Genomic DNA, 18,085 nt, shown 5'->3' with positions numbered 1-18,085 from the left:
CAATCCCGCCAGCAGCAGGAAGATCGCCAGGTTCAGCGGCTGGATGAAGAACCAGAATATCTTGGACAGGTAGAAGAACATCGCTCACCCCATTGCAGCGCCGCGCGGGCGTGGGCGCTCAAAGGACGCTAACACTTTGATTTTGCGCAGCATCCTTCCGAAAATCGATTCCGACTTTCAGGGCATCCGCTAGACGAGCGACGTCCCTACCACCACTTCTCCGGCTGGAACGTGCCTGCGGCCTGCTCGATGACAGCGGCGGTCTGGAACAGGGTTTCCTCGTCGAACGGCCGGCCGATCAGCTGCAGCCCGAGCGGCAGGCCCTTGGCGTCGAGCCCGGCGGGCACGGCGATGCCCGGCAGGCCGGCCATGTTCACGGTGACGGTGAAGATGTCGTTGAGGTACATCTTGACCGGATCGGCAGCCATGTCCTCATCGGCGACGCCGAAGGCGGCGGACGGCGTTGCCGGGGTCAGGATGACATCGACGCCGGCGGCGAAGACAGTCTCGAAATCCCGCTTGATCAGATTGCGCACCTTCTGCGCCTGCAGATAGTAGGCGTCGTAATAGCCGGCCGACAGCACATAGGTGCCGATCATGATGCGGCGCTTGACCTCGCGGCCGAAACCGGCGGCGCGGGTCTTCTCATACATGTCGACGATATCCTTGCCCGGCACGCGCAAGCCGTAGCGGACGCCATCATAGCGGGCGAGGTTGGATGACGCCTCGGCGGGCGCCACGATGTAATAGGCGGGCAGCGCGTATTTGGTGTGCGGGAGGGAAATGTCGACAATCTCGGCGCCGGCGTCCTTCAGCCAGGCAATGCCCTTCTGCCACAGCGCCTCGATCTCTTCGGGCATGCCGTCGACGCGGTATTCCCTGGGAATGCCGACCTTCATGCCCTTGATCGGCTTGCCGATCGCGGCCTCATAGTCCGGCACCGGCCGGTCGACCGACGTCGTGTCCTTCGGATCGACCGAGGCCATCGACTGCAACAGGATCGCGGCATCGCGTACGTCGCGCGCGATCGGGCCGGCCTGGTCGAGCGACGAGGCGAACGCGACGATACCCCAGCGCGAGCAGCGGCCATAGGTCGGCTTGATGCCGACCGTCCCGGTGAAGGCGGCCGGCTGGCGGATCGAGCCACCAGTATCCGTCGCGGTCGCGCCGGCGCACAGGAAGGCGGAGACTGCCGTGGCCGACCCGCCGGAAGAGCCACCCGGCACCAACTGCGCATTGTCCAGGCTGCGCACGGTCCTCATGCCGCCGGCCGAGACGAAGCCGCCGTCGCCCTGATGCGTCGTCGGCATCACCGCAGTATCGAGGCGCGAGCGCCGCCACGGATTGATGACCGGACCATAGTAGGACGTCTCGTTGGACGAACCCATGGCGAACTCGTCCATGTTGAGCTTGCCGAGCATAACGGCGCCGTCGGCCCACAGATTTGACGTAACGGTCGATTCGTAGCGCGGCTTGAACCCGTCGAGCACATGGCTGCAAGCCTGCGTGTGGACGCCTTCGGTGCCGAACAGGTCCTTGATCCCCAACGGAATGCCTTCCAGCGCACCGCCCTCGCCCTTGACCAGCCTGGCGTCGGACGCCTTGGCCATGTCGCGCGCCTTATCGCCGGTCACGGTGACATAGGCATTGAGCGCCGGATTGGCGCGCTCGATAGCGCCGAGATAGGCCTCGGTGATCTCGGTCGCGGTGATTTCCTTGCCGTGCAGCTTGGCGCGGGCCTGTGAAATCGTCAACTGGGTCAGGTCGCTCATCAAAGGCTCTTTTCGTAAAACACCGACCACTCAGAATCGGGATAATCCAGCACCGGGCCGCAACGCGAAAACCCGGCGCGTTCGTAGACTGTCCACGCCGCGGGATGACGATCGCCCGTCTCCAGCACCAGTCGCTTCAGTCCCTCGTTGCGCGCCAGCGCCTCGACCCGCTCGACGATTTTCGCGCCGATCTTCTGGCCGCGATGCGACGGCCTGATATACATGCGCTTGACCTCGCCAATGGCGCCGTCATGACGCTTCAGCGCGCCGCAGCCAATGGCCAGGCCTTTATCTCGGGCGATGAAAACCGTCGTGTCCTCACCGGCCATCTGCTCAACCGTCAAATGGTAGCAATGCTCCGGCGGCGTCAGTTCGAGCAAGGTCTCGTTGAGTTCGGTGACCAGCCCGCGCAGGTCGTCCTGGAGCGGCGTCTCAATGGCGATCTCGATTGCCATCGGCGGACTTACTCCACGACCTTCGGCACGAGGAAGAAATTCTCTTCGGTCGCCGGCGCGTTGACGACGATGTCGGCCGCCTTGCCGCCGTCGGTGACGACATCGCTGCGCTTCTTCATGTCCATCGGCGTCACCGAGGTCATTGGCTCGACACCGGAAACATCGACCTCGTTCAGCTGCTCGACGAAGCCCAGAATGGCGTTCAGCTCGCCGGTCATCCGTTCGGCATCCTCTTCGCTCACCGCGATGCGGGCGAGATGCGCGACGCGCTTCACTGTCTGAAGATCTACGGACATGTTTTTGCCTCGGGGAAAACCAGTTCGGGCTATAGCGGCGGCGCGCGCGCTGCGCAACATGCATCGTGCGAGAGACCAGGCTGTGCCTCATCGGCTCTCAGAATACGTCTATGGCAGGGCAACGCCTTCGCACAGATAGTAGCTGCCGCTGTTGCCGCTTGCTTCGCTTTCGTCGTCGACGGGCCGAACCGACACGAGATCGATCTGCTTCGCGTTCATTTGCGTCACCGAGAGAACGTCGGGAAAGACATAACCCGGTTCCTGGCAGATGGCCGTCACCGCCCAGCTCGGCGAAGCCGTCGCCTTGCTGATCTGCAGAAACTCGCAATTGTATTCGACGCTTTGCAGGCCGTATGCCGAAAGCACGATGTTGCCGGCGTCGATCAGCGTTTGCAGCGTGTCCTTCTTGGCCTGTTTGCAAAGCTCCTCGGACTGAAGGTAGACGCCTTCGATGAAATCATCCGCGGCGAGCGCGGGCGACGCCGCGACCAGTATGGAAACGCAAAAAGATTGCCTCAAAGCCATGGTTTCATTCCATATTGGCTGCTTCTAAATCGTAATCGTCTCACCAATCTTGGGCAAAGCCACCTTGATGCCGGATCCTTCCAGGCCGGCCTCGAACTTGTCGGCGGTCGGGTCGATCATCGGAAAGGTGCCGAAGTGACAGGGAACCACGGTGTCGAACTTGAAGAAGCGCCGGCAGGCAAGTGCGGCCACCGCGCCTCCCATGGTGAAGCGGTCGCCGATCGGCACAATGCCGATCTTCGGCTCGTGCAACTCGTTGATCAGCGCCATGTCGGAAAAGATGTCGGTGTCGCCCATGTGGTAGAGCGTCTTGTCTTCCGGGAAATGCAGGACGAGGCCGCCCGGATTGCCGAGATAGGTGTTCTGGCCACCTTCGCCGGGGAACGAGGATGAATGCAGCGCCTGGACGAAAGTGGTGGTGAAGCCGCCGCAATCGACGGTGCCGCCGATGTTGCCCGGGTTGATCTTCTTGTCGCTGGCGCCCTTGCCGACCAGGTACATGCAGATCTCGAAATTGGCGACCAGCTGGGCGCCGCTTTTGCCAAGCACTTCCAGCGCGCCGCTGATGTGGTCGCTGTGGCCATGCGTCAGCAGTACATGCGTGATTCCCTCCGCCGGTCCCTCCCAGCCGCCCGTCCAGGACGGATTGCCGATCAGATAAGGATCGATGAGGATCTTGGCATCAGCGGTCTCGATGCGAAAGGCCGAGTGGCCGTACCAGGTCAGTTTCATGAATGCATTCCTCGATTTTTGTCTTGCCAAAGGATAGAACGCCGACGGCCCCGAGATCAAAGGGTTACTGTGTCCACCACGCGTTTGACAAAACACGTGGTGGTGAAAGGCGAAGGACGGCCGGTGGGCATTATCACGATCGAGGAATTGCCGGCGCGGCTGACCGGCGGCAAGACGCTGGCGGGACTTGACCTCGGCGACAAGACGATCGGCGTCGCGGTCTCGGACCAGAGATTTTCCTTCGCCCATCCGCGCCCGGTCATCATGCGAAGGAAATTCTCGCTCGATGCGGCGGTGCTGCTCGCCTTGCTGCGGAAGGAGAATGCCGGCGCGGTGGTGATTGGGCTGCCGATCAACATGGACGGTTCGGAAGGTCCGCGTGCGCAGAAATCGCGCGCCTTCGTCCGCAACATGGCACAGATGAGCGACCTGCCCTTCGTGCTCTGGGATGAGAGACTATCGACGGTCGCGGTCGAAAGGACGCTGATCGAGATGGATTTCTCGCGCCGCAAGCGCGCCGGCAAGATCGATTCGGCGGCAGCCGCGTTTATTCTGCAGGGAGTTTTGGACCGGCTTCAGTCGCTCCACGCATCCGCTCGAACGGAACCGGACCCGCCCAGCGCTGTTTGACCCAGCCGGCGATCTCGCGGCGACGGCGGAAGGCCCAAAGCGCCATCAGCAGCAACCCGTCGAAGACGCACGTCTTCGCCACCATGCCGGGAATGATCGCCGGATCGATGCCGAGCATCTGACCATAGAGCTGGAAGAAGAAGTCGTGCATCTGTCGGCTGAGCATCGTGTAGCCGAAATTGATGTCATTGGCCGACAGATAGAACCAGCCCCAGAAAATCGCCATCGGCGCCGCCCAGAACCCGAAGATGTAACGCATCAGCGGCCTCCCCTGTGATTGGAGCCGGTCTTGGAGACCGTTCGGCCTGATATAAGTGAGAGCAGCGAATTGTGAGCCGCGGCTTTTGCCATGTCATGCGCGACGGCATGGATCTCGCTTTCGCCGGAAGCCGCTGCCGCAACCACGGACCGCCGCTCGGCAAGCATGGCGACATAGGACGCCAGAAGTGCCGTCAGCTGCACGGCAACTGCCATGAACAGCCCGTTGATGCCTTGCGCAGCACCTCCGATGACGATCAGCGACAACATGCCGGACGCGCTGATGAAGGCGATGCGGGCGACGCTGTCGGCGCCGGGACTGGTCGCGTCGTTGAGTAGGGCTTCGACAAAGGCCCAGAAAAACAGAACCGCGACGACAAGCAATGCGGTGGCGAGCGGCGCCACGACAACGAAATTGTCGAGGTCGACGAAGCGGGTACCCTCGATTGTGGTGCCCAGCACGCCGAGTGCCGCCGCCACACCCCGATTTCCGTCGATGCAGATGAGCGCAAGCAGGGCGAAAACAATCGCCCAGTGCAAGGCCAGAAAAGAGGTCAGTACCTGTCGCATCGGTGTTCCTGCTTCGCAAAGCAAGAGACGGCCAATCTGAACCATTCCCTGCTCGCGCCGGGACAGTGGGCCTTGCCGTCCGCCATCGCAACGGAAACCAATTGTTAAGGTTAACAGCGATTAGCCATACGCGTGAGGATGCCGCCAACGCGTCAAAACTGTGGATGGCGCCGATTTTTGCGATGCTCGCCGCTCAGTTCACCGGCGGATAGAGCGTGTCGATGATCATGCGTGCATCGTGGCGCGAATCGATCATGCCATAGGTGTTGCGCCATTGGCCGGCCAAACGCGTCTCGACGAAAGCGTCGGCGATCCGCCCTGCCCCCAGGCGGCGCAATTCCGCCGCCGCAGCCGACAGTGCCAACTGCTCGGTCAGCAGCCGGGCCGAACCTTCGTCGGTTGAGGCAACCTGCATCGCCGCCTTCAGCACGCCGATCGTGCCGCGTCCGCCGGCGCCGAGATCACGGTCGATGCCGGCCAGCACATCCTCGAACAGGCCGGGCGCACGGCCAAGCACGCGCAGCACATCAAGCGCCATGACATTGCCCGAGCCTTCCCAGATCGCGTTGACCGGGGCCTCGCGATAGTAGCGGGCGAGTGGCGCCTCCTCGACATAGCCGTTGCCGCCGAGGCACTCCATCGCCTCATAGAGCAGCGGGGGCGCGATCTTGCAGACCCAGTATTTGACGACCGGCGTCATGGCCCGGGCAAACGCCGCCTCGCCCCGATCGCTGGCCGCCTCGTCGAAGGAGCGCGCCAACCGGAACGACAGCGCGGTGGCGGCGGCGACGTCGAGCGCCATGTCGGCCAGAACGCGCTGCATCAACGGTTGCTCGATCAGGGTCGAACCGAACACCTGACGATGGCGCGCATGATGAACGGCCTCGGCGAGGCCCGCGCGCATGATCGCAGACGAGGCGATGGCACAATCGAGCCGGGTCAGGGTGACCATGTCCATGATCGTCTTCACACCGGCACCGGGTTCGCCGACCATCTCGCCGATGGCATTGACGAATTCGACTTCGGAGGAGGCGTTGGAACGGTTGCCGAGCTTGTCCTTCAGTCGCTGAAAGCGGAAGCCGTTGCCCGAACCATCACCGAGGACGCGCGGCACGAGGAAGCACGACAGTCCCTCAGGCGCCTGCGCCAGCACCAGGAACGCATCCGACATCGGCGCCGACATGAACCATTTGTGCCCCGTCAGACGATAAAAACCGCTGCCGGCGCGTTCCGCCCTCGTCACATTGGCGCGCACATCGGTGCCGCCCTGCTTCTCGGTCATGCCCATGCCGAGCGTCAGCCCGGTCTTCTCGACCGGCGGTTTCTGGCTCTGGTCGTATTTGCGCGTCGTCACGCGCGGCGCCCATTCGCGAAACAGTTTCGGGCTGGCCATCAAGGCCGCCAGCGAAGCGTTGGTCATGGTGATGGGGCACAGATGCCCGGTCTCCAGCTCCGCCGTCAGATAAAACCGGGCGGCACGGACTTGATGGCGGCGGCCGATCTCGGTGTCGCCGTTCTCCCACACCGAGGAATGCAGCCCGTTGGCCACAGAGCGGCGCATCAAGGCGTGATAGGCGGGATGGAACTCGACCACGTCGATGCGCCGCCCCTGGCGATCATGCGTCCTGAGCTTCGGCGTCTCGACATTGGCGAGGCGCCCCAGTTCCTGCGCCTCCTGCGTCAGCACGAAGCGGCCGAGACCGTCGAGATCTTTGCGCACCGGATCGGAAAAACGTTCCGCGAGCTGGATCAGCAACGGATCGCCCCGCCAGGCGTTGCCGCCCGTCAGCGGCGGCGGCTGGTTCGTCACGTCGTCGGTCACGCCCAATCCTTCTATCGTCAGAAAGCCACGAATCCGAGGCTGTCGGCTAGATATAGCCAAGCCATGCAGCGCGCGCGATGAAAATACCGGCCGATACAATCGGCCATCTATACGAAAAAATTGAGGAGAACGGCTGCAATGCAAAGCTGGCGCTTGCAGCCGCAAAGTCTCCACCCTATAGCAGCGCCTTGAGATGACCGACGCTTCGTCCCCCTATCCTCATCGCCATCTTCTGGGCATCCGCGACCTTTCCCCCGCCGATATCGAGCTGTTGCTCGACAGGGCGGACCGAGCGGTCGCGATCTCGCGGCAGTCCGAGAAGAAAACCTCGACGCTGCGCGGCCGCACACAGATCAACCTCTTTTATGAAGCCTCGACGCGCACGCAGTCGTCGTTCGAGTTGGCCGGAAAGCGGCTCGGCGCCGATGTGATGAACATGTCGGTTGCGAGTTCTTCGGTGAAGAAGGGCGAAACGCTCATCGATACGGCGATGACGCTGAACGCCATGCGGCCCGACATATTGATCATCCGTCACCAATCGGCCGGTGCGGCCGCGCTTCTGGCGCAGAAGGTCGGCTGCTCCGTCGTCAATGCCGGCGACGGCGCGCATGAACACCCGACACAGGCGCTGCTCGATGCGCTGACCATTCGTCGCGCCAAGGGCCCGCTGTCGAAGCTGATCGTGGCGATCTGCGGCGACATCCTGCATTCGCGCGTGGCACGTTCCAACATCATGCTGCTCAACGCCCTCGGCGCGCAGGTGCGCGTCGTCGCACCGTCGACGCTTCTGCCCACCGGCATCGAGAAGATGGGCGTCGTCGTCACCCGCTCGATGGCCGAGGGCCTCAAGGACGCCGATGTGGTGATGATGCTGCGCCTGCAGCGCGAGCGCATGGAAGGCGCGTTCGTGCCTTCGGTGCGCGAGTATTTCCGCTATTTCGGCCTTGATGCGGCAAAACTGAAGGCGGCCAAGGGCGATGCGCTGGTGATGCACCCCGGGCCGATGAACCGCGGCGTCGAGATCGCCTCGGAAATCGCCGACGGTCCGCAGAGCGTCATCCAGGAACAGGTCGAAATGGGCGTCGCCGTGCGCATGGCCGTCATGGAAGCGCTGCTCGACCCGCGCCGCAATCATGAAGGCCGCGGCGCATGAGCATAACGGTCTTCGAGCGCGTCCGCATTATCGACCCGTCGCGCGGCATCGACGAAGTCGGCGCCGTCGTCGTCGACGGCCGCAAGATCGTTGCCGCCGGCAAGGCGGCGCTGAACCAGGGCGCGCCCGAGGGCGCCACCGTTGTCGACTGCGCCGGCAAGGCGATCATTCCAGGCCTGATCGACGGCCGCGTCTTCATCGGCGAACCGGGCGGCGAGCATCGCGAAACCATCGCGTCGGCAAGTGTCGCGGCGGCGGCCGGCGGCGTCACCTCCATCGTCATGATGCCCGACACCGACCCGGTGATCGACAATGTGGCGCTGGTCGAGTTCGTGCTGCGCACCGCCAAGGACACGGCCATCATCAACGTCTTTCCTGCTGCGGCGATCACCAAGGGCCTCGACGGGCGCGAAATGACCGAGTTCGGCCTGCTGCGCGAAGCAGGCGCCGTCGCCTTCACCGATGGCCGCCACACCATATCGAGCGCGCTGGTGATGCGCCGCGCGCTGACCTATGCGCGCGACTTCGGCGCCACCATCGTGCATGAGACGCAGGATGCGGACCTCGGTTCATCCGGCGTGATGAATGAAGGCCTTTACGCCAGCTGGCTCGGCCTTTCCGGCATTCCGCGCGAAGCCGAATCCATCCCGCTGGAACGCGATCTGGCCTTGGCGCGGCTGACGCGCGGTTCGTACCACGCAGCAAAGATCTCGACGGCAATGGCGGCAAAAGCCATAACGCGTGCGAAAGCCGACGGGGCGACGGTGACGTCAGGCGTGGCGATCCACAATCTGTCGCTGAATGAAAACGATGTCGGCGAATACCGCACCTTCTTCCGCCTGACGCCGCCATTGCGCGCCGAGGAAGACCGGTTGGCGATGATCGAGGCGGTCAGGGACGGCACGATCGACATCATCGTCTCCTCGCATGATCCGCAGGATGTCGACACCAAGCGCCTGCCCTTCGCCGATGCGGCGGCCGGCGCTATAGGGTTGGAGACGCTTCTGGGCGCCGCACTGCGGCTCTACCACAATGGCGATGTGCCGTTGCTCCGGCTGATCGAGACCCTATCCACCGCTCCCGCAAAACTGTTCGGCCTGCCCGGCGGCACGCTGAAGCCGGGCGCTGTCGCCGATCTTGCGCTTGTCGACCTCGACGAACCCTGGATCGTCAGCGAAAGCGGCATTCGTTCGCGCTCGAAAAACACCTGTTTCGAAGGCGCGCGGCTGCAAGGCAAGGTCTTGCAAACGCTGGTTGCGGGCCGCACAGTGTTCTCCGTCTGAGCCGGCCACCGCGCATCGCGCCTGACCCGGTCAGCCAGGGGAAATGCGGGGGAAACAATGATTTACAGCCTCATCCCAGCGCTCGTGTTCGGCTATGTGCTTGGCTCGATTCCGTTCGGGCTCCTGCTGACGCGCGCGGCCGGCCTTGGCGATGTGCGCAAGATCGGCTCCGGCAATATCGGCGCCACCAATGTTCTGCGCACCGGCAACAAGGCCCTTGCCGCCGCGACGCTGCTGCTCGACGCGCTGAAGGGCACGGTCGCCGTGCTGATAGCAGGCCATTTCGCGCCTGACCTGGCGATCTGGGCCGGTCTCGGCGCCTTTCTCGGTCATCTCTTCCCGGTCTGGCTCGGGTTCAAGGGCGGCAAGGGCGTCGCCACCTATCTCGGCGTGCTGATCGGCCTTGCCTGGCAGGTGGCGCTGATCTTTGCCGTCGCCTGGCTGGTGATGGCATTTCTGTTCCGTTATTCCTCGCTGGCGGCGCTGACGGCGGCGGTCATCGTGCCGATCGCTCTCTATGTCCTGAGCACACCGCAGAATGCGGCCTTGTTCGTGGTGATGAGCATCATCGTTTCCATCAAGCACCGGGAAAACATTTCGCGCCTGCTTGCCGGCACCGAGGGCAAGATCGGAGCCAAGGGGTGAGCGAGCCTGCCGCCGTGGTGAGTGGGCCGGCCGCCGGGCCGCGTCTCAGCGACCGGCAGCGGCTGAGCTGGCTGCGGCTGATCCGCACCCAGAATGTCGGCCCCGCATCGTTTCGCGACCTCATCAACCGTTTCGGTTCGGCCGAGGCGGCGCTGGAGATATTGCCGGAACTGATGATTTCAGGCGGCGCCATCCGGATCGCTCGCATCCCTTCCATTGCCGAAGCCGAGGCCGAACTGGAATTAGCCGGAAAGGCCGGCGCCCGCTTTGTCGGGATCGGTGAAACAGACTATCCACCCCTATTGCGCAACATGGACCATCCGCCGCCGCTGCTGGCGGTAAAGGGCAACGCAGCTGTTTTTCGGCTGCCGGGTGTCGCCATCGTTGGGGCACGCAACGCGTCGCTGGCCGGCATCAAGATGGCACGCATGCTGGCGGCCGACCTCGGACGCAATCGTCTCCGGCCTGGCGCGCGGCATCGACACGGCGGCGCATCAGGGCAGCCTGGCGACCGGCACGATCGGGGTGCTGGCGGGCGGCCTCGACCTGCCCTACCCGCCTGAAAATGCCGGCCTGTGCGAGGAAATCGCCGAGCGCGGCGCCATCATCTCGGAAATGCCGTTCGGCTGGCAGCCGCGCGCCCAGGATTTCCCGCGCCGCAACCGCCTTGTCGCGGGTGCGGTCCTTGGGCTGGTGGTGGTCGAGGCCGCGCAACGCTCCGGCTCGCTGATCAGCGCCCGGCTCGCGGGCGAAATGGGCCGGCTGGTCTTCGCCGTGCCGGGCTCGCCGCTCGATCCACGCGCCGCCGGCACCAATGGCCTGCTCAAGGATGGCGCCACCCTGGTCACCGAGGCATCGGATATTTCCAGGGCGATCGCCCCGCTGACCGGCATGCGAGCGCCCGACGTGCCGCCATTCGAAGAGCCGCCCGACTTCTCGGCCACACCACCGCCCGGCGAAAGCGACCGCGCCCGCGTCGTCGAGGCGCTCGGCCCGACGCCAGTGGCGGTCGACGAGATCATCCGCCACACCCGCCTGCACCCGGCCCAGGTGTTCATGGTGCTGCTGGAACTCGACCTCGCCGGCCGCCTCGAGCGCCATGCTGGCGGCAATGTTTCGCTGGTGTTCGGGGAGCCTTCCGTCTGACGCTGTTCGCATTTTCGCGCCGCCGAACTCCTTCGAGAAGCTCGGCGAGGATGGCCTTTTCAGCCGGCTTTCCGCTTTGCCGCGCCTGTGCTCATCTGTTCGACGCCAAGACGGCCGGCGATTGTAGGGTAAAGGTCTGATATCCCGAGGCAAAGGTCTCAAGCAAAAGTTGGCTCTTGCCACTCGCGTCCGTTGGCACCAATCTCGCTCAGCCGCTCATCGGTGGATGTCGGCATGACAGGATCTTGCCATGACCCGCGATCAGATGCTCGCCCACCTTCGATCCGCCGACGCGGTCGCGCGCGAGGCGGCGGCGCATGGGCATCATCCGTTTGGTTGCGTGCTGGTCGGGCCGGACGATCGGGTGCTGATGCGGCAAGGCAATCTCGACACGGTGCGCCACGCCGAGACGGAGCTCGCCCGGCGCGCGGCGGCTGCCTACGAGCCGAAGTTCCTGTGGCAATGCACGCTGGTCTCAACCTTCGAGCCGTGCGCCATGTGCGCCGGCACGATGTATTGGGCCAATATCGGGCGGCTGGTTTACGGGGTCGAGGAGACCGAGCTCCTGGCGCTCACCGGGGATCACGCAGAGAATCCGACGATGAGCCTCTCTTCGCGCACCGTCCTCGACTCCGGCCAGAAAAAGATCGAGGTCTTTGGCCCCTTCCCCGAAATCGCCGACGAGTTGCTCGCACCGCACCGCGATTTCTGGAAGCGTTGACGGCTTCCCCGCCCGTGGTGGCGTGCCCTTCCCGAGAGCTGGGTGACAGTTCATTGGGTGGATTTGGTGAGCGCGATGGGATTCGAACCCATGACCTACTGATTAAAAGTCAGTTGCTCTACCGGCTGAGCTACGCGCTCCCGCGGGCGAAAGGCGGCCCTCGAAATTGCGCGGAACATAGGGAGAGTGCCTCGACCGGTCAACCGGAAAAAGAGAGCTCGCAAACACGGGTGGCTTCGGCCTGTCGCGACACTTGCCAGCCGCGCCACCGGTGGGAGAACAGCCAAGGGAACACTGGCATTTCTGCCCGACAGCGGCATCCAGTCTGGGGAACAATTGTATGCGCCGCTCGTTTTCCCGGCACAGGGACGTCCGCCAAAACCATCGAGGAGAAAACCAATGAACAGAATCACAACGAGCCTTCTGGCGGCCACTCTCTCCGCCACATTCGTTGCGGCGGAGGCCGTGTCGGTTAACGCCCAACCGAACTATGTGCCGCAATCCCAGGTCGCGGTGCCGGATGTGCAGACAGTCCAGTACCGGGAATGGCGCAAGGACCGCCACAATCGCAATTTTTCGCGTGACCGCAGCTTTTCGCGTGACCGCAATTTTTCCCGCAATCGCGGCGCGTATTGGAACGGCCATCGCGGCTATCGCGAATATCGCCCCGGCTACCGTCGTCACGGCGATTATTGGTTCCCGCTCGCGGCGTTCGCGACTGGCGCGCTGATCACCGGTGCCATCATCAACAACGAGAACAATCGCGTCTACGGAGGCAACGCCCACGTCCAGTGGTGCTACGACCGCTATCGCAGCTACCGTGCTTCGGACAACACGTTCCAGCCTAATTACGGCCCTCGCAAGGAGTGCCGTTCGCCTTACTGATTCGTGAATGAGTGCCAATAGCTGACGAGTAGACCCGTGCCAGAATCTGTCGCGGGTCTTCTCTTTTCAGTAAGCATGGGAGCCGGCATCAGCCAGCCCAACTGATGGCCTTGATGATGTAAAAACGTGCATCGCCTTCCGAAGGTGAGCGATATGCTCCAAGGGCGTCGCAAATTCGAACCGCCGCGGCGCTCAGTTCCCAACCAAGCACTTCCAGGTCGTCATCGACATCCGTCACGTAGGACTGGATCAGTTCGTCGATGCTATTTGTCTCGCCGAAGGATCGAACCCGCTTTGCGTCGATCATAACGTCATCGGGCCAATTTGAATTTGCCCAGGCCCAGAGCCAACTCTGCGACTTAGCGCTCGTGGACCCGGCAATCTGGACCTCTGCGGTGACTTTGATTTCTCCGCCCTTGGAAAACAAAAGCCTTCTGGTCTCGATGTCATAGTCGTAGCGAGACCAGTGGCCGAGCTGGAAGTCTCTCTCCAAGCGGTCATTCTTGGCATTTAGTTGTTCGATAGCCTCGTCGCGCCAAGCAGGATACCAATCTGGCTTCATTTCCCCTCACCCACCACTGATGGCTAGTTATTGCATGCTCAGTGTCCGGCGCACAGCATCGCGCCAACCAGCAAGCTTGGCTGCGCGCGCGGAGCCATCCATGTCCGGCTGGAAGCGCCGCTCCAGCGCCCAGCTTTTCGCGAACTTCTTGGCATCCGGCCACACGCCCGCCTTCGAGCCGGCCAGCCAGGCCGCCCCCAACGCCGTCGTCTCCAGAATGGTCGGGCGGTCGACCGGTGCATCGAGGATGTCGGCCAGACGCTGCATGGTCCAGTCCGACGCCACCATGCCGCCGTCGACCCGCAGCACGGTCTTGGCCGAAGCCCCCTTCCAGTCCTTGCGCATGGCGTCGAGCAGGTCGCGTGTCTGGTAGGCCACGGATTCAAGCGCGGCGCGGGCAAACTCCGCCGGGCCTGAATTGCGCGTCAGTCCGAAAATGGCGCCGCGTGCCTCGGCGTCCCAATGCGGCGCGCCGAGCCCGACGAAGGCCGGCACCAGGTAGACGTTTTGGGTTGGATCGGCTTCATCAGCCAGTTTGCCGCTTTGTTCGGCCTTGCCGATCACCTTGATGCCATCGCGCAGCCATTGGACCGCGGCGCCGGCAATGAAGATCGAACCCTCAAGCGCGTAGGTCGTCTTGCCGTTCAGCCGGTAGGCAATAGTGGTCAAGAGCCGGTTTTTCGAACGCACCAGGTCGCTGCCTGTGTTGAGGAGCGCAAAACAGCCGGTGCCGTAGGTCGATTTCATCATGCCTGGCTCGAAGCAGGCCTGGCCGATGGTCGCGGCGTGCTGGTCGCCGGCGACACCGAGGATTCTTATCTCGGCGCCAAAGAGATTTTTCTCCGTGATTCCATAGTCATCGGCGCAGTCTTTCACCTCGGGAAGCATTTTTTCCGGGATGTTAAGGATCGACAGCAGCTCGTCGTCCCAGGCATTCTCAGCGATGTTGTAGACCAGCGTGCGCGAGGCGTTGGTGGCGTCCGTGGCGTGGACCTTGCCGCCGGTCAGCCGCCAGATCAAAAAGCTGTCGATGGTGCCGGCGAGCAATTCGCCCTTCTCGGCGCGTTTTCTCGCGCCTTTCACCTTGTCCAACATCCAGGCGATCTTGGTGCCGGAAAAATAGGGATCGAGCAGCAGGCCGGTCTTGCGGGTGAACTTTTTCTCCAACCCCTGCTTCTTGAGTTTCTGGCACAGCGGCGCGGTGCGCCGGTCCTGCCAGACAATGGCATTATGGATCGGCTTGCCGGTCGCCCTGTCCCAGATGACGACTGTTTCGCGCTGATTGGTGATACCGAGTGCCGCCACGTCGGAAGCATTCCGGCCGGCCTTCTTCAGCGCCGCCTTCACGGTCGACACCACACTCGCCCAGATATCTTCCGGATCGTGCTCGACCCAGCCGGAGGCCGGATAGTGCTGGGCGAATTCCTTTTGCCCGCTGCCGGCGACCTTCATCTCGCCGTCGAACAGGATCGCCCGGGTCGAAGTCGTGCCCTGGTCGATGGCAAGGATATATCCGGTCATTATGCCTCCCCGCTTAGTCTTTTACACAAACAGGGGAGACGGCAAGATGCCGCCTCCCCCAATGTCACACGGGCGCAGACGCCCGCTTAGAGCAATCTTACTTTTGCCAGCTCTTCACCAGTTCGTCGTAATTGATGGTGACCGGCTTTTCCTTCTCGTTCTCGATCTTCAACTGAGGAGCGAGATTGCCCTTCTTGACCGCGTCGGCGTTCCAGTAGGCTAGATCATGCTCTTCGGCCATCTTCGGGCCGATATCACCCTGGATGCCGGCCTTTTCCAGGCGTTCCATGACCTTTTCCTGCTCAGAGCAAAGCGAGTCCATCGCCTCCTGTGCCGTCTTGGCACCCGACGACGCATCGCCGATCGCCTGCCACCAGAGCTGTGCCAGCTTCGGATAGTCCGGAACGTTCGTTCCGGTCGGCGACCACTGAACACGGGCCGGCGAGCGGTAGAACTCGATCAGGCCGCCGAGCTTCGGAGCGCGTTCCGTGAAGCTCTTGTCCTGGATCGTCGACTCGCGGATGAGCGTCAGGCCGACATGGCTCTTCTTCACGTCGACCGTCTTCGACACCACGAACTGCGCATAGAGCCAGGCGGCCTTGGCGCGATCGTCAGGCGTGGACTTGAGAAGTGTCCATGAGCCCACGTCCTGATAGCCGAGCTTCATGCCGTCCTTCCAGTAGACGCCATGCGGCGAGGGAGCAAAGCGCCATTTCGGGGTGCCGTCCGCGTTCACGACCGGCAGCCCGTCCTTGACGAAGGAGGCGGTGAAGGCGGTGTAAGTGAACATCTGCTGCGCGACCGTGCCCTGCGACGGGACGGGGCCGGATTCGCCGAACGTCATGCCCTGGGCTTCCGGCGGCGCATAGGCCTTCAGCCAATCCAGGTACTTCTGGATCGAATACACGGAAGCCGGGCCATTGGTGTCGCCGCCGCGCGCGACGCACGAGCCGACAGGCTGCGACTTCTCGTTGACCTTGATGCCCCATTCGTCGACCGGAAGACCGTTCGGCAGGCCCTTATCGCCATTGCCCGCCATGGACAGCCAGGCATCGGTGAAGCGCCAGCCGAGCGACGGGTCCTTCTTGCCGTAGTCCATGTGGCCGTAGACCTTCTTGCCGTCGATCTCGCGGCCGGTGAAGAACTCGGCGATGTCTTCGTAGGCCGACCAGTTGACCGGAACGCCAAGGTCGTAGCCGTACTTGGCTTTGAAGTCGGCCTTGTTCTTCTCGTCGTTGAACCAGTCGTAGCGGAACCAGTAGAGGTTCGCGAACTGCTGGTCGGGCAGCTGGTAGAGGTCGCCGTCCGGAGCGGTCGTGAACTTGGTGCCGATGAAGTCGGCGAGGTCGAGGTTGGGATTGGTGACATCCTTGCCCTCATTCGCCATCCACTTGGTCAGGCTGCGCGCCTGCTGGTACCGCCAGTGGGTGCCGATCAGGTCGGAGTCGTTGACGTAGGCGTCGTAGATGTTTTCGCCCGACTGCATCTGCGTCTGCAGCTTCTCGACGACATCGCCTTCGCCGATCAGGTCGTGAGTGATCTTGATGCCGGTGATCGCGGTGAAGGCGGGCGCCAGAACCTTGGACTCATAGCTATGCGTATCGATGGTCTCGGAGACCACCTTGATGTCCATGCCGGCGAAAGGCTTCGCGGCATCGATGAACCATTGCAGCTCGGCTTCCTGGCCGGCGCGATCGAGCGTCGACAAGTCCTTGATTTCGGTATCGAGGAAGGTCTTGGCTTCGTCCATTCCGGCATAGGCCTGGCCTGCTCCCCAGAGCAGGACAAGCGCAGTCGTTGATGTTAAAAATTGCCTTCGCATTTCGTTTCCTCCACTTTTCAGTTTCAAGTGCGATCTGGAGCGGCCGCCGGCACGCGGTCGCTCCAACAGTTTCCCCCTCTATACGTAGCGGAACACGCCAACGGCGTAGACTACGGAGAGAGCGAGAGCCCACCACAGGTTGGGTCCGACAAGACCCAGCCAAGCGAGATGGATAAAGGCGCTGCCGAGCAGCGAAACAAAGAGGCGGTCGCCGCGCGTCGTCTCGAAGCGCAGGACGCCGACCCGGGGATTGCCGCCAGGCGAGGCGTATTCCCAGACCGCCATGCCACAGAGCAGCACCAGGATCGTGATGAAAAAGATCGCCGTTGGCAGCGTCCATGCCATCCAGGTGAGGTTCATGGTCATACCCTCCCGAGGGCGAAGCCCTTGGCGATGTAATTACGGACGAACCAGATCACGAGCGCGCCTGGAAGGATGGTGAGCACGCCGGCGGCGGCGAGCACGCCCCAGTCGAGCCCGGAGGCCGAGACCGTGCGCGTCATGATCGCCGCGATCGGCTTGGCGGCGGTCGTGGTCAAGGTGCGCGCGATCAGCAGCTCGACCCATGAGAACATGAAGCAGAAGAAGCAGGCCACTCCGACGCCGCTGGCGATCAGCGGCATGAAGATTTTCAGGAAGAAGCGCGGGAAGGAGTAGCCATCGATATAGGCGGTCTCATCGATCTCCTTCGGCACGCCGGACATGAAACCCTCGAGGATCCACACCGCCAGCGGCACGTTGAACAGGCAGTGTGCCAGCGCCACCGCGATATGCGTGTCGATCAGCCCGAAGGCCGAATAGAGCTGGAAGAATGGCAGCGCGAACACCGCCGGCGGCGCCATGCGGTTGGTCAATAGCCAGAAGAAGAGGTGCTTGTCGCCGAGGAACCGGTAGCGCGAGAAAGCGTAGGCAGCCGGCAGCGCCACCGAAACCGAGATCACCATGTTCATGACGACATAGATGATCGAATTGATGTAGCCCTTGTACCAGGACGGGTCGGTGAAGATCACGATGTAGTTGGCCAGGGTCGGGCTCTTCGGCCACAGCGAAAAGGCGCCCAGAATCTCCTGATTGGTCTTGAAGCTCATATTGACCAGCCAGTAGATCGGCAGCATCAGAAAGATGATGTAGATCGTCGGCACCAACCACCAGAACCGGGATTCTTCGCCGCGCCGGCGCATCAGCCGCGCAAGCTGGTCCTGCGACAATGTGCTGGCGAGCCCGTCCGAAACCGCCGTCTCACGCACCCGGTCCTGCCTCGTCGTTCCTTCGTTGGCGCCGCTCATC

The 18,085-nt window shown here is 62.9% G+C and carries 20 protein-coding genes, 1 tRNA gene and 2 pseudogenes; 8 read left to right on the top strand and 15 right to left on the bottom strand.

Annotated elements, in window-relative coordinates:
• The 6 genes and pseudogenes from EOB49_RS37510 to EOB49_RS09880 form a co-directional block, all read right to left on the bottom strand.
• A pseudogene (locus EOB49_RS37510) lies at window positions 1-81 on the bottom strand (YdcF family protein); the annotation flags it as partial.
• Window positions 82-206: 125 nt separating this feature from the next.
• Window positions 207-1,772, bottom strand: coding sequence for an amidase family protein (locus EOB49_RS09900; RefSeq protein WP_127380855.1), 1,566 nt, complete (start codon window positions 1,770-1,772; stop codon window positions 207-209).
• Window positions 1,772-2,227, bottom strand: coding sequence for a GNAT family N-acetyltransferase (locus EOB49_RS09895; RefSeq protein WP_127380854.1), 456 nt, complete (start codon window positions 2,225-2,227; stop codon window positions 1,772-1,774). Before EOB49_RS09895 ends, EOB49_RS09900 begins: the two co-directional genes overlap by 1 nt.
• 8 nt (window positions 2,228-2,235) lie before the next feature.
• Entirely contained in the window at window positions 2,236-2,523 is a 288-nt protein-coding gene (gene gatC, locus EOB49_RS09890; RefSeq protein WP_127272494.1) for an Asp-tRNA(Asn)/Glu-tRNA(Gln) amidotransferase subunit GatC, read from the bottom strand.
• A 108-nt stretch (window positions 2,524-2,631) separates the two neighbouring features.
• Window positions 2,632-3,048 carry a hypothetical protein gene (locus EOB49_RS09885; protein WP_127321156.1) on the bottom strand — a complete coding sequence of 139 codons (417 nt, stop codon included), beginning with the start codon at window positions 3,046-3,048 and terminating at the stop codon, window positions 2,632-2,634.
• A 24-nt stretch (window positions 3,049-3,072) separates the two neighbouring features.
• Window positions 3,073-3,780: a metal-dependent hydrolase gene (locus tag EOB49_RS09880; protein ID WP_127380853.1), complete on the bottom strand. Its 708-nt coding sequence runs from the start codon at window positions 3,778-3,780 to the stop codon at window positions 3,073-3,075.
• A 123-nt stretch (window positions 3,781-3,903) separates the two neighbouring features.
• Between EOB49_RS09880 and ruvX the strand changes: the two genes are divergently transcribed.
• Window positions 3,904-4,410 carry a Holliday junction resolvase RuvX gene (gene ruvX, locus EOB49_RS09875; protein ID WP_127380852.1) on the top strand — a complete coding sequence of 169 codons (507 nt, stop codon included), beginning with the start codon at window positions 3,904-3,906 and terminating at the stop codon, window positions 4,408-4,410.
• Here ruvX and EOB49_RS09870 read toward each other — a convergent pair.
• The 3 genes from EOB49_RS09870 to EOB49_RS09860 all read right to left on the bottom strand — a co-directional run bounded on the left by EOB49_RS09870 (window position 4,328) and on the right by EOB49_RS09860 (window position 7,060).
• On the bottom strand, window positions 4,328-4,669 hold the full coding sequence (locus tag EOB49_RS09870; protein ID WP_127272493.1) for a DUF6105 family protein: 342 nt from the start codon (window positions 4,667-4,669) through the stop codon (window positions 4,328-4,330). The two genes, ruvX and EOB49_RS09870, sit on opposite strands and share 83 nt — an antisense overlap.
• Window positions 4,669-5,238 carry a hypothetical protein gene (locus tag EOB49_RS09865; protein WP_127380851.1) on the bottom strand — a complete coding sequence of 190 codons (570 nt, stop codon included), beginning with the start codon at window positions 5,236-5,238 and terminating at the stop codon, window positions 4,669-4,671. Before EOB49_RS09865 ends, EOB49_RS09870 begins: the two co-directional genes overlap by 1 nt.
• 193 nt (window positions 5,239-5,431) lie before the next feature.
• Window positions 5,432-7,060 (bottom strand): DNA alkylation response protein, encoded by a 1,629-nt coding sequence (locus EOB49_RS09860; RefSeq protein WP_127380850.1) that lies wholly within the window; start codon window positions 7,058-7,060, stop codon window positions 5,432-5,434.
• 193 nt (window positions 7,061-7,253) lie between these two features.
• On the opposite strand from EOB49_RS09860, the gene EOB49_RS09855 reads away from it, so the two are divergent.
• The 6 genes and pseudogenes from EOB49_RS09855 to EOB49_RS09835 all read left to right on the top strand — a co-directional run bounded on the left by EOB49_RS09855 (window position 7,254) and on the right by EOB49_RS09835 (window position 12,008).
• Window positions 7,254-8,213, top strand: coding sequence for an aspartate carbamoyltransferase catalytic subunit (locus EOB49_RS09855; RefSeq protein ID WP_127380849.1), 960 nt, complete (start codon window positions 7,254-7,256; stop codon window positions 8,211-8,213).
• Entirely contained in the window at window positions 8,210-9,496 is a 1,287-nt protein-coding gene (locus EOB49_RS09850) for a dihydroorotase (RefSeq protein WP_127380848.1), read from the top strand. Before EOB49_RS09855 ends, EOB49_RS09850 begins: the two co-directional genes overlap by 4 nt.
• Window positions 9,497-9,553: 57 nt before the next feature.
• Entirely contained in the window at window positions 9,554-10,141 is a 588-nt protein-coding gene (plsY, locus tag EOB49_RS09845; protein ID WP_127380847.1) for a glycerol-3-phosphate 1-O-acyltransferase PlsY, read from the top strand.
• Window positions 10,138-10,930: pseudogene (locus tag EOB49_RS09840) on the top strand (DNA-processing protein DprA); the annotation flags it as partial. The gene plsY and the pseudogene EOB49_RS09840, both read left to right, overlap by 4 nt.
• A 102-nt stretch (window positions 10,931-11,032) precedes the next feature.
• Window positions 11,033-11,287: a hypothetical protein gene (locus EOB49_RS38775; RefSeq protein WP_348630273.1), complete on the top strand. Its 255-nt coding sequence runs from the start codon at window positions 11,033-11,035 to the stop codon at window positions 11,285-11,287.
• A gap of 250 nt (window positions 11,288-11,537) precedes the next feature.
• Window positions 11,538-12,008 (top strand): nucleoside deaminase, encoded by a 471-nt coding sequence (locus EOB49_RS09835; RefSeq protein WP_127380846.1) that lies wholly within the window; start codon window positions 11,538-11,540, stop codon window positions 12,006-12,008.
• A gap of 64 nt (window positions 12,009-12,072) precedes the next feature.
• On the opposite strand, the gene EOB49_RS09830 is transcribed toward EOB49_RS09835, so the two are convergent.
• Window positions 12,073-12,148: transfer RNA gene (locus EOB49_RS09830), tRNA-Lys, on the bottom strand.
• 259 nt (window positions 12,149-12,407) lie between these two features.
• On the opposite strand from EOB49_RS09830, the gene EOB49_RS09825 reads away from it, so the two are divergent.
• A complete protein-coding gene (locus EOB49_RS09825) occupies window positions 12,408-12,893 on the top strand; it encodes a BA14K family protein (protein WP_127380845.1) in 486 nt (161 codons plus the stop codon).
• An 88-nt stretch (window positions 12,894-12,981) separates the two neighbouring features.
• Here EOB49_RS09825 and EOB49_RS09820 read toward each other — a convergent pair whose 3' ends face one another.
• The 5 genes from EOB49_RS09820 to EOB49_RS09800 all read right to left on the bottom strand — a co-directional run bounded on the left by EOB49_RS09820 (window position 12,982) and on the right by EOB49_RS09800 (window position 18,084).
• Window positions 12,982-13,455, bottom strand: a complete 474-nt coding sequence (locus EOB49_RS09820; RefSeq protein ID WP_127321928.1) for a DUF6882 domain-containing protein — start codon at window positions 13,453-13,455, stop codon at window positions 12,982-12,984.
• Window positions 13,456-13,482: 27 nt separating this feature from the next.
• Entirely contained in the window at window positions 13,483-14,976 is a 1,494-nt protein-coding gene (gene glpK, locus EOB49_RS09815; RefSeq protein WP_127380844.1) for a glycerol kinase GlpK, read from the bottom strand.
• Window positions 14,977-15,073: 97 nt separating this feature from the next.
• Window positions 15,074-16,798, bottom strand: coding sequence for an ABC transporter substrate-binding protein (locus EOB49_RS09810; RefSeq protein WP_127321930.1), 1,725 nt, complete (start codon window positions 16,796-16,798; stop codon window positions 15,074-15,076).
• Between the two features lie 78 nt (window positions 16,799-16,876).
• On the bottom strand, window positions 16,877-17,158 hold the full coding sequence (locus tag EOB49_RS09805; RefSeq protein ID WP_127269597.1) for a DUF2160 domain-containing protein: 282 nt from the start codon (window positions 17,156-17,158) through the stop codon (window positions 16,877-16,879).
• 2 nt (window positions 17,159-17,160) lie between these two features.
• Window positions 17,161-18,084, bottom strand: a complete 924-nt coding sequence (locus EOB49_RS09800; RefSeq protein ID WP_027036701.1) for a carbohydrate ABC transporter permease — start codon at window positions 18,082-18,084, stop codon at window positions 17,161-17,163.
• Between the last annotated feature and the right edge of the window lies 1 nt (window position 18,085).

The organism is Mesorhizobium sp. M7A.F.Ca.MR.148.00.0.0, from assembly GCF_003997735.1.
In the GTDB taxonomy this organism is placed as follows: domain Bacteria; phylum Pseudomonadota; class Alphaproteobacteria; order Rhizobiales; family Rhizobiaceae; genus Mesorhizobium.
This window is presented reverse-complemented; position numbering and strand designations above follow the sequence as displayed.

Coding starts and splice junctions, on each gene's coding strand:
- EOB49_RS09870 (WP_127272493.1), bottom strand. CDS start 4,669: ATGCGTTACATCTTCGGGTTCTGGGCGGCGCCGATGGCGATTTTCTGG.
- EOB49_RS09810 (WP_127321930.1), bottom strand. CDS start 16,798: ATGCGAAGGCAATTTTTAACATCAACGACTGCGCTTGTCCTGCTCTGG.
- EOB49_RS09900 (WP_127380855.1), bottom strand. CDS start 1,772: ATGAGCGACCTGACCCAGTTGACGATTTCACAGGCCCGCGCCAAGCTG.
- EOB49_RS09885 (WP_127321156.1), bottom strand. CDS start 3,048: ATGGCTTTGAGGCAATCTTTTTGCGTTTCCATACTGGTCGCGGCGTCG.
- EOB49_RS38775 (WP_348630273.1), top strand. CDS start 11,033: ATGCGAGCGCCCGACGTGCCGCCATTCGAAGAGCCGCCCGACTTCTCG.
- EOB49_RS09850 (WP_127380848.1), top strand. CDS start 8,210: ATGAGCATAACGGTCTTCGAGCGCGTCCGCATTATCGACCCGTCGCGC.
- EOB49_RS09805 (WP_127269597.1), bottom strand. CDS start 17,158: ATGAACCTCACCTGGATGGCATGGACGCTGCCAACGGCGATCTTTTTC.
- glpK (WP_127380844.1), bottom strand. CDS start 14,976: ATGACCGGATATATCCTTGCCATCGACCAGGGCACGACTTCGACCCGG.
- EOB49_RS09855 (WP_127380849.1), top strand. CDS start 7,254: ATGACCGACGCTTCGTCCCCCTATCCTCATCGCCATCTTCTGGGCATC.
- plsY (WP_127380847.1), top strand. CDS start 9,554: ATGATTTACAGCCTCATCCCAGCGCTCGTGTTCGGCTATGTGCTTGGC.
- EOB49_RS09835 (WP_127380846.1), top strand. CDS start 11,538: ATGACCCGCGATCAGATGCTCGCCCACCTTCGATCCGCCGACGCGGTC.
- EOB49_RS09865 (WP_127380851.1), bottom strand. CDS start 5,238: ATGCGACAGGTACTGACCTCTTTTCTGGCCTTGCACTGGGCGATTGTT.
- EOB49_RS09880 (WP_127380853.1), bottom strand. CDS start 3,780: ATGAAACTGACCTGGTACGGCCACTCGGCCTTTCGCATCGAGACCGCT.
- EOB49_RS09825 (WP_127380845.1), top strand. CDS start 12,408: ATGAACAGAATCACAACGAGCCTTCTGGCGGCCACTCTCTCCGCCACA.
- EOB49_RS09895 (WP_127380854.1), bottom strand. CDS start 2,227: ATGGCAATCGAGATCGCCATTGAGACGCCGCTCCAGGACGACCTGCGC.
- gatC (WP_127272494.1), bottom strand. CDS start 2,523: ATGTCCGTAGATCTTCAGACAGTGAAGCGCGTCGCGCATCTCGCCCGC.
- EOB49_RS09820 (WP_127321928.1), bottom strand. CDS start 13,455: ATGAAGCCAGATTGGTATCCTGCTTGGCGCGACGAGGCTATCGAACAA.
- EOB49_RS09800 (WP_027036701.1), bottom strand. CDS start 18,084: ATGAGCGGCGCCAACGAAGGAACGACGAGGCAGGACCGGGTGCGTGAG.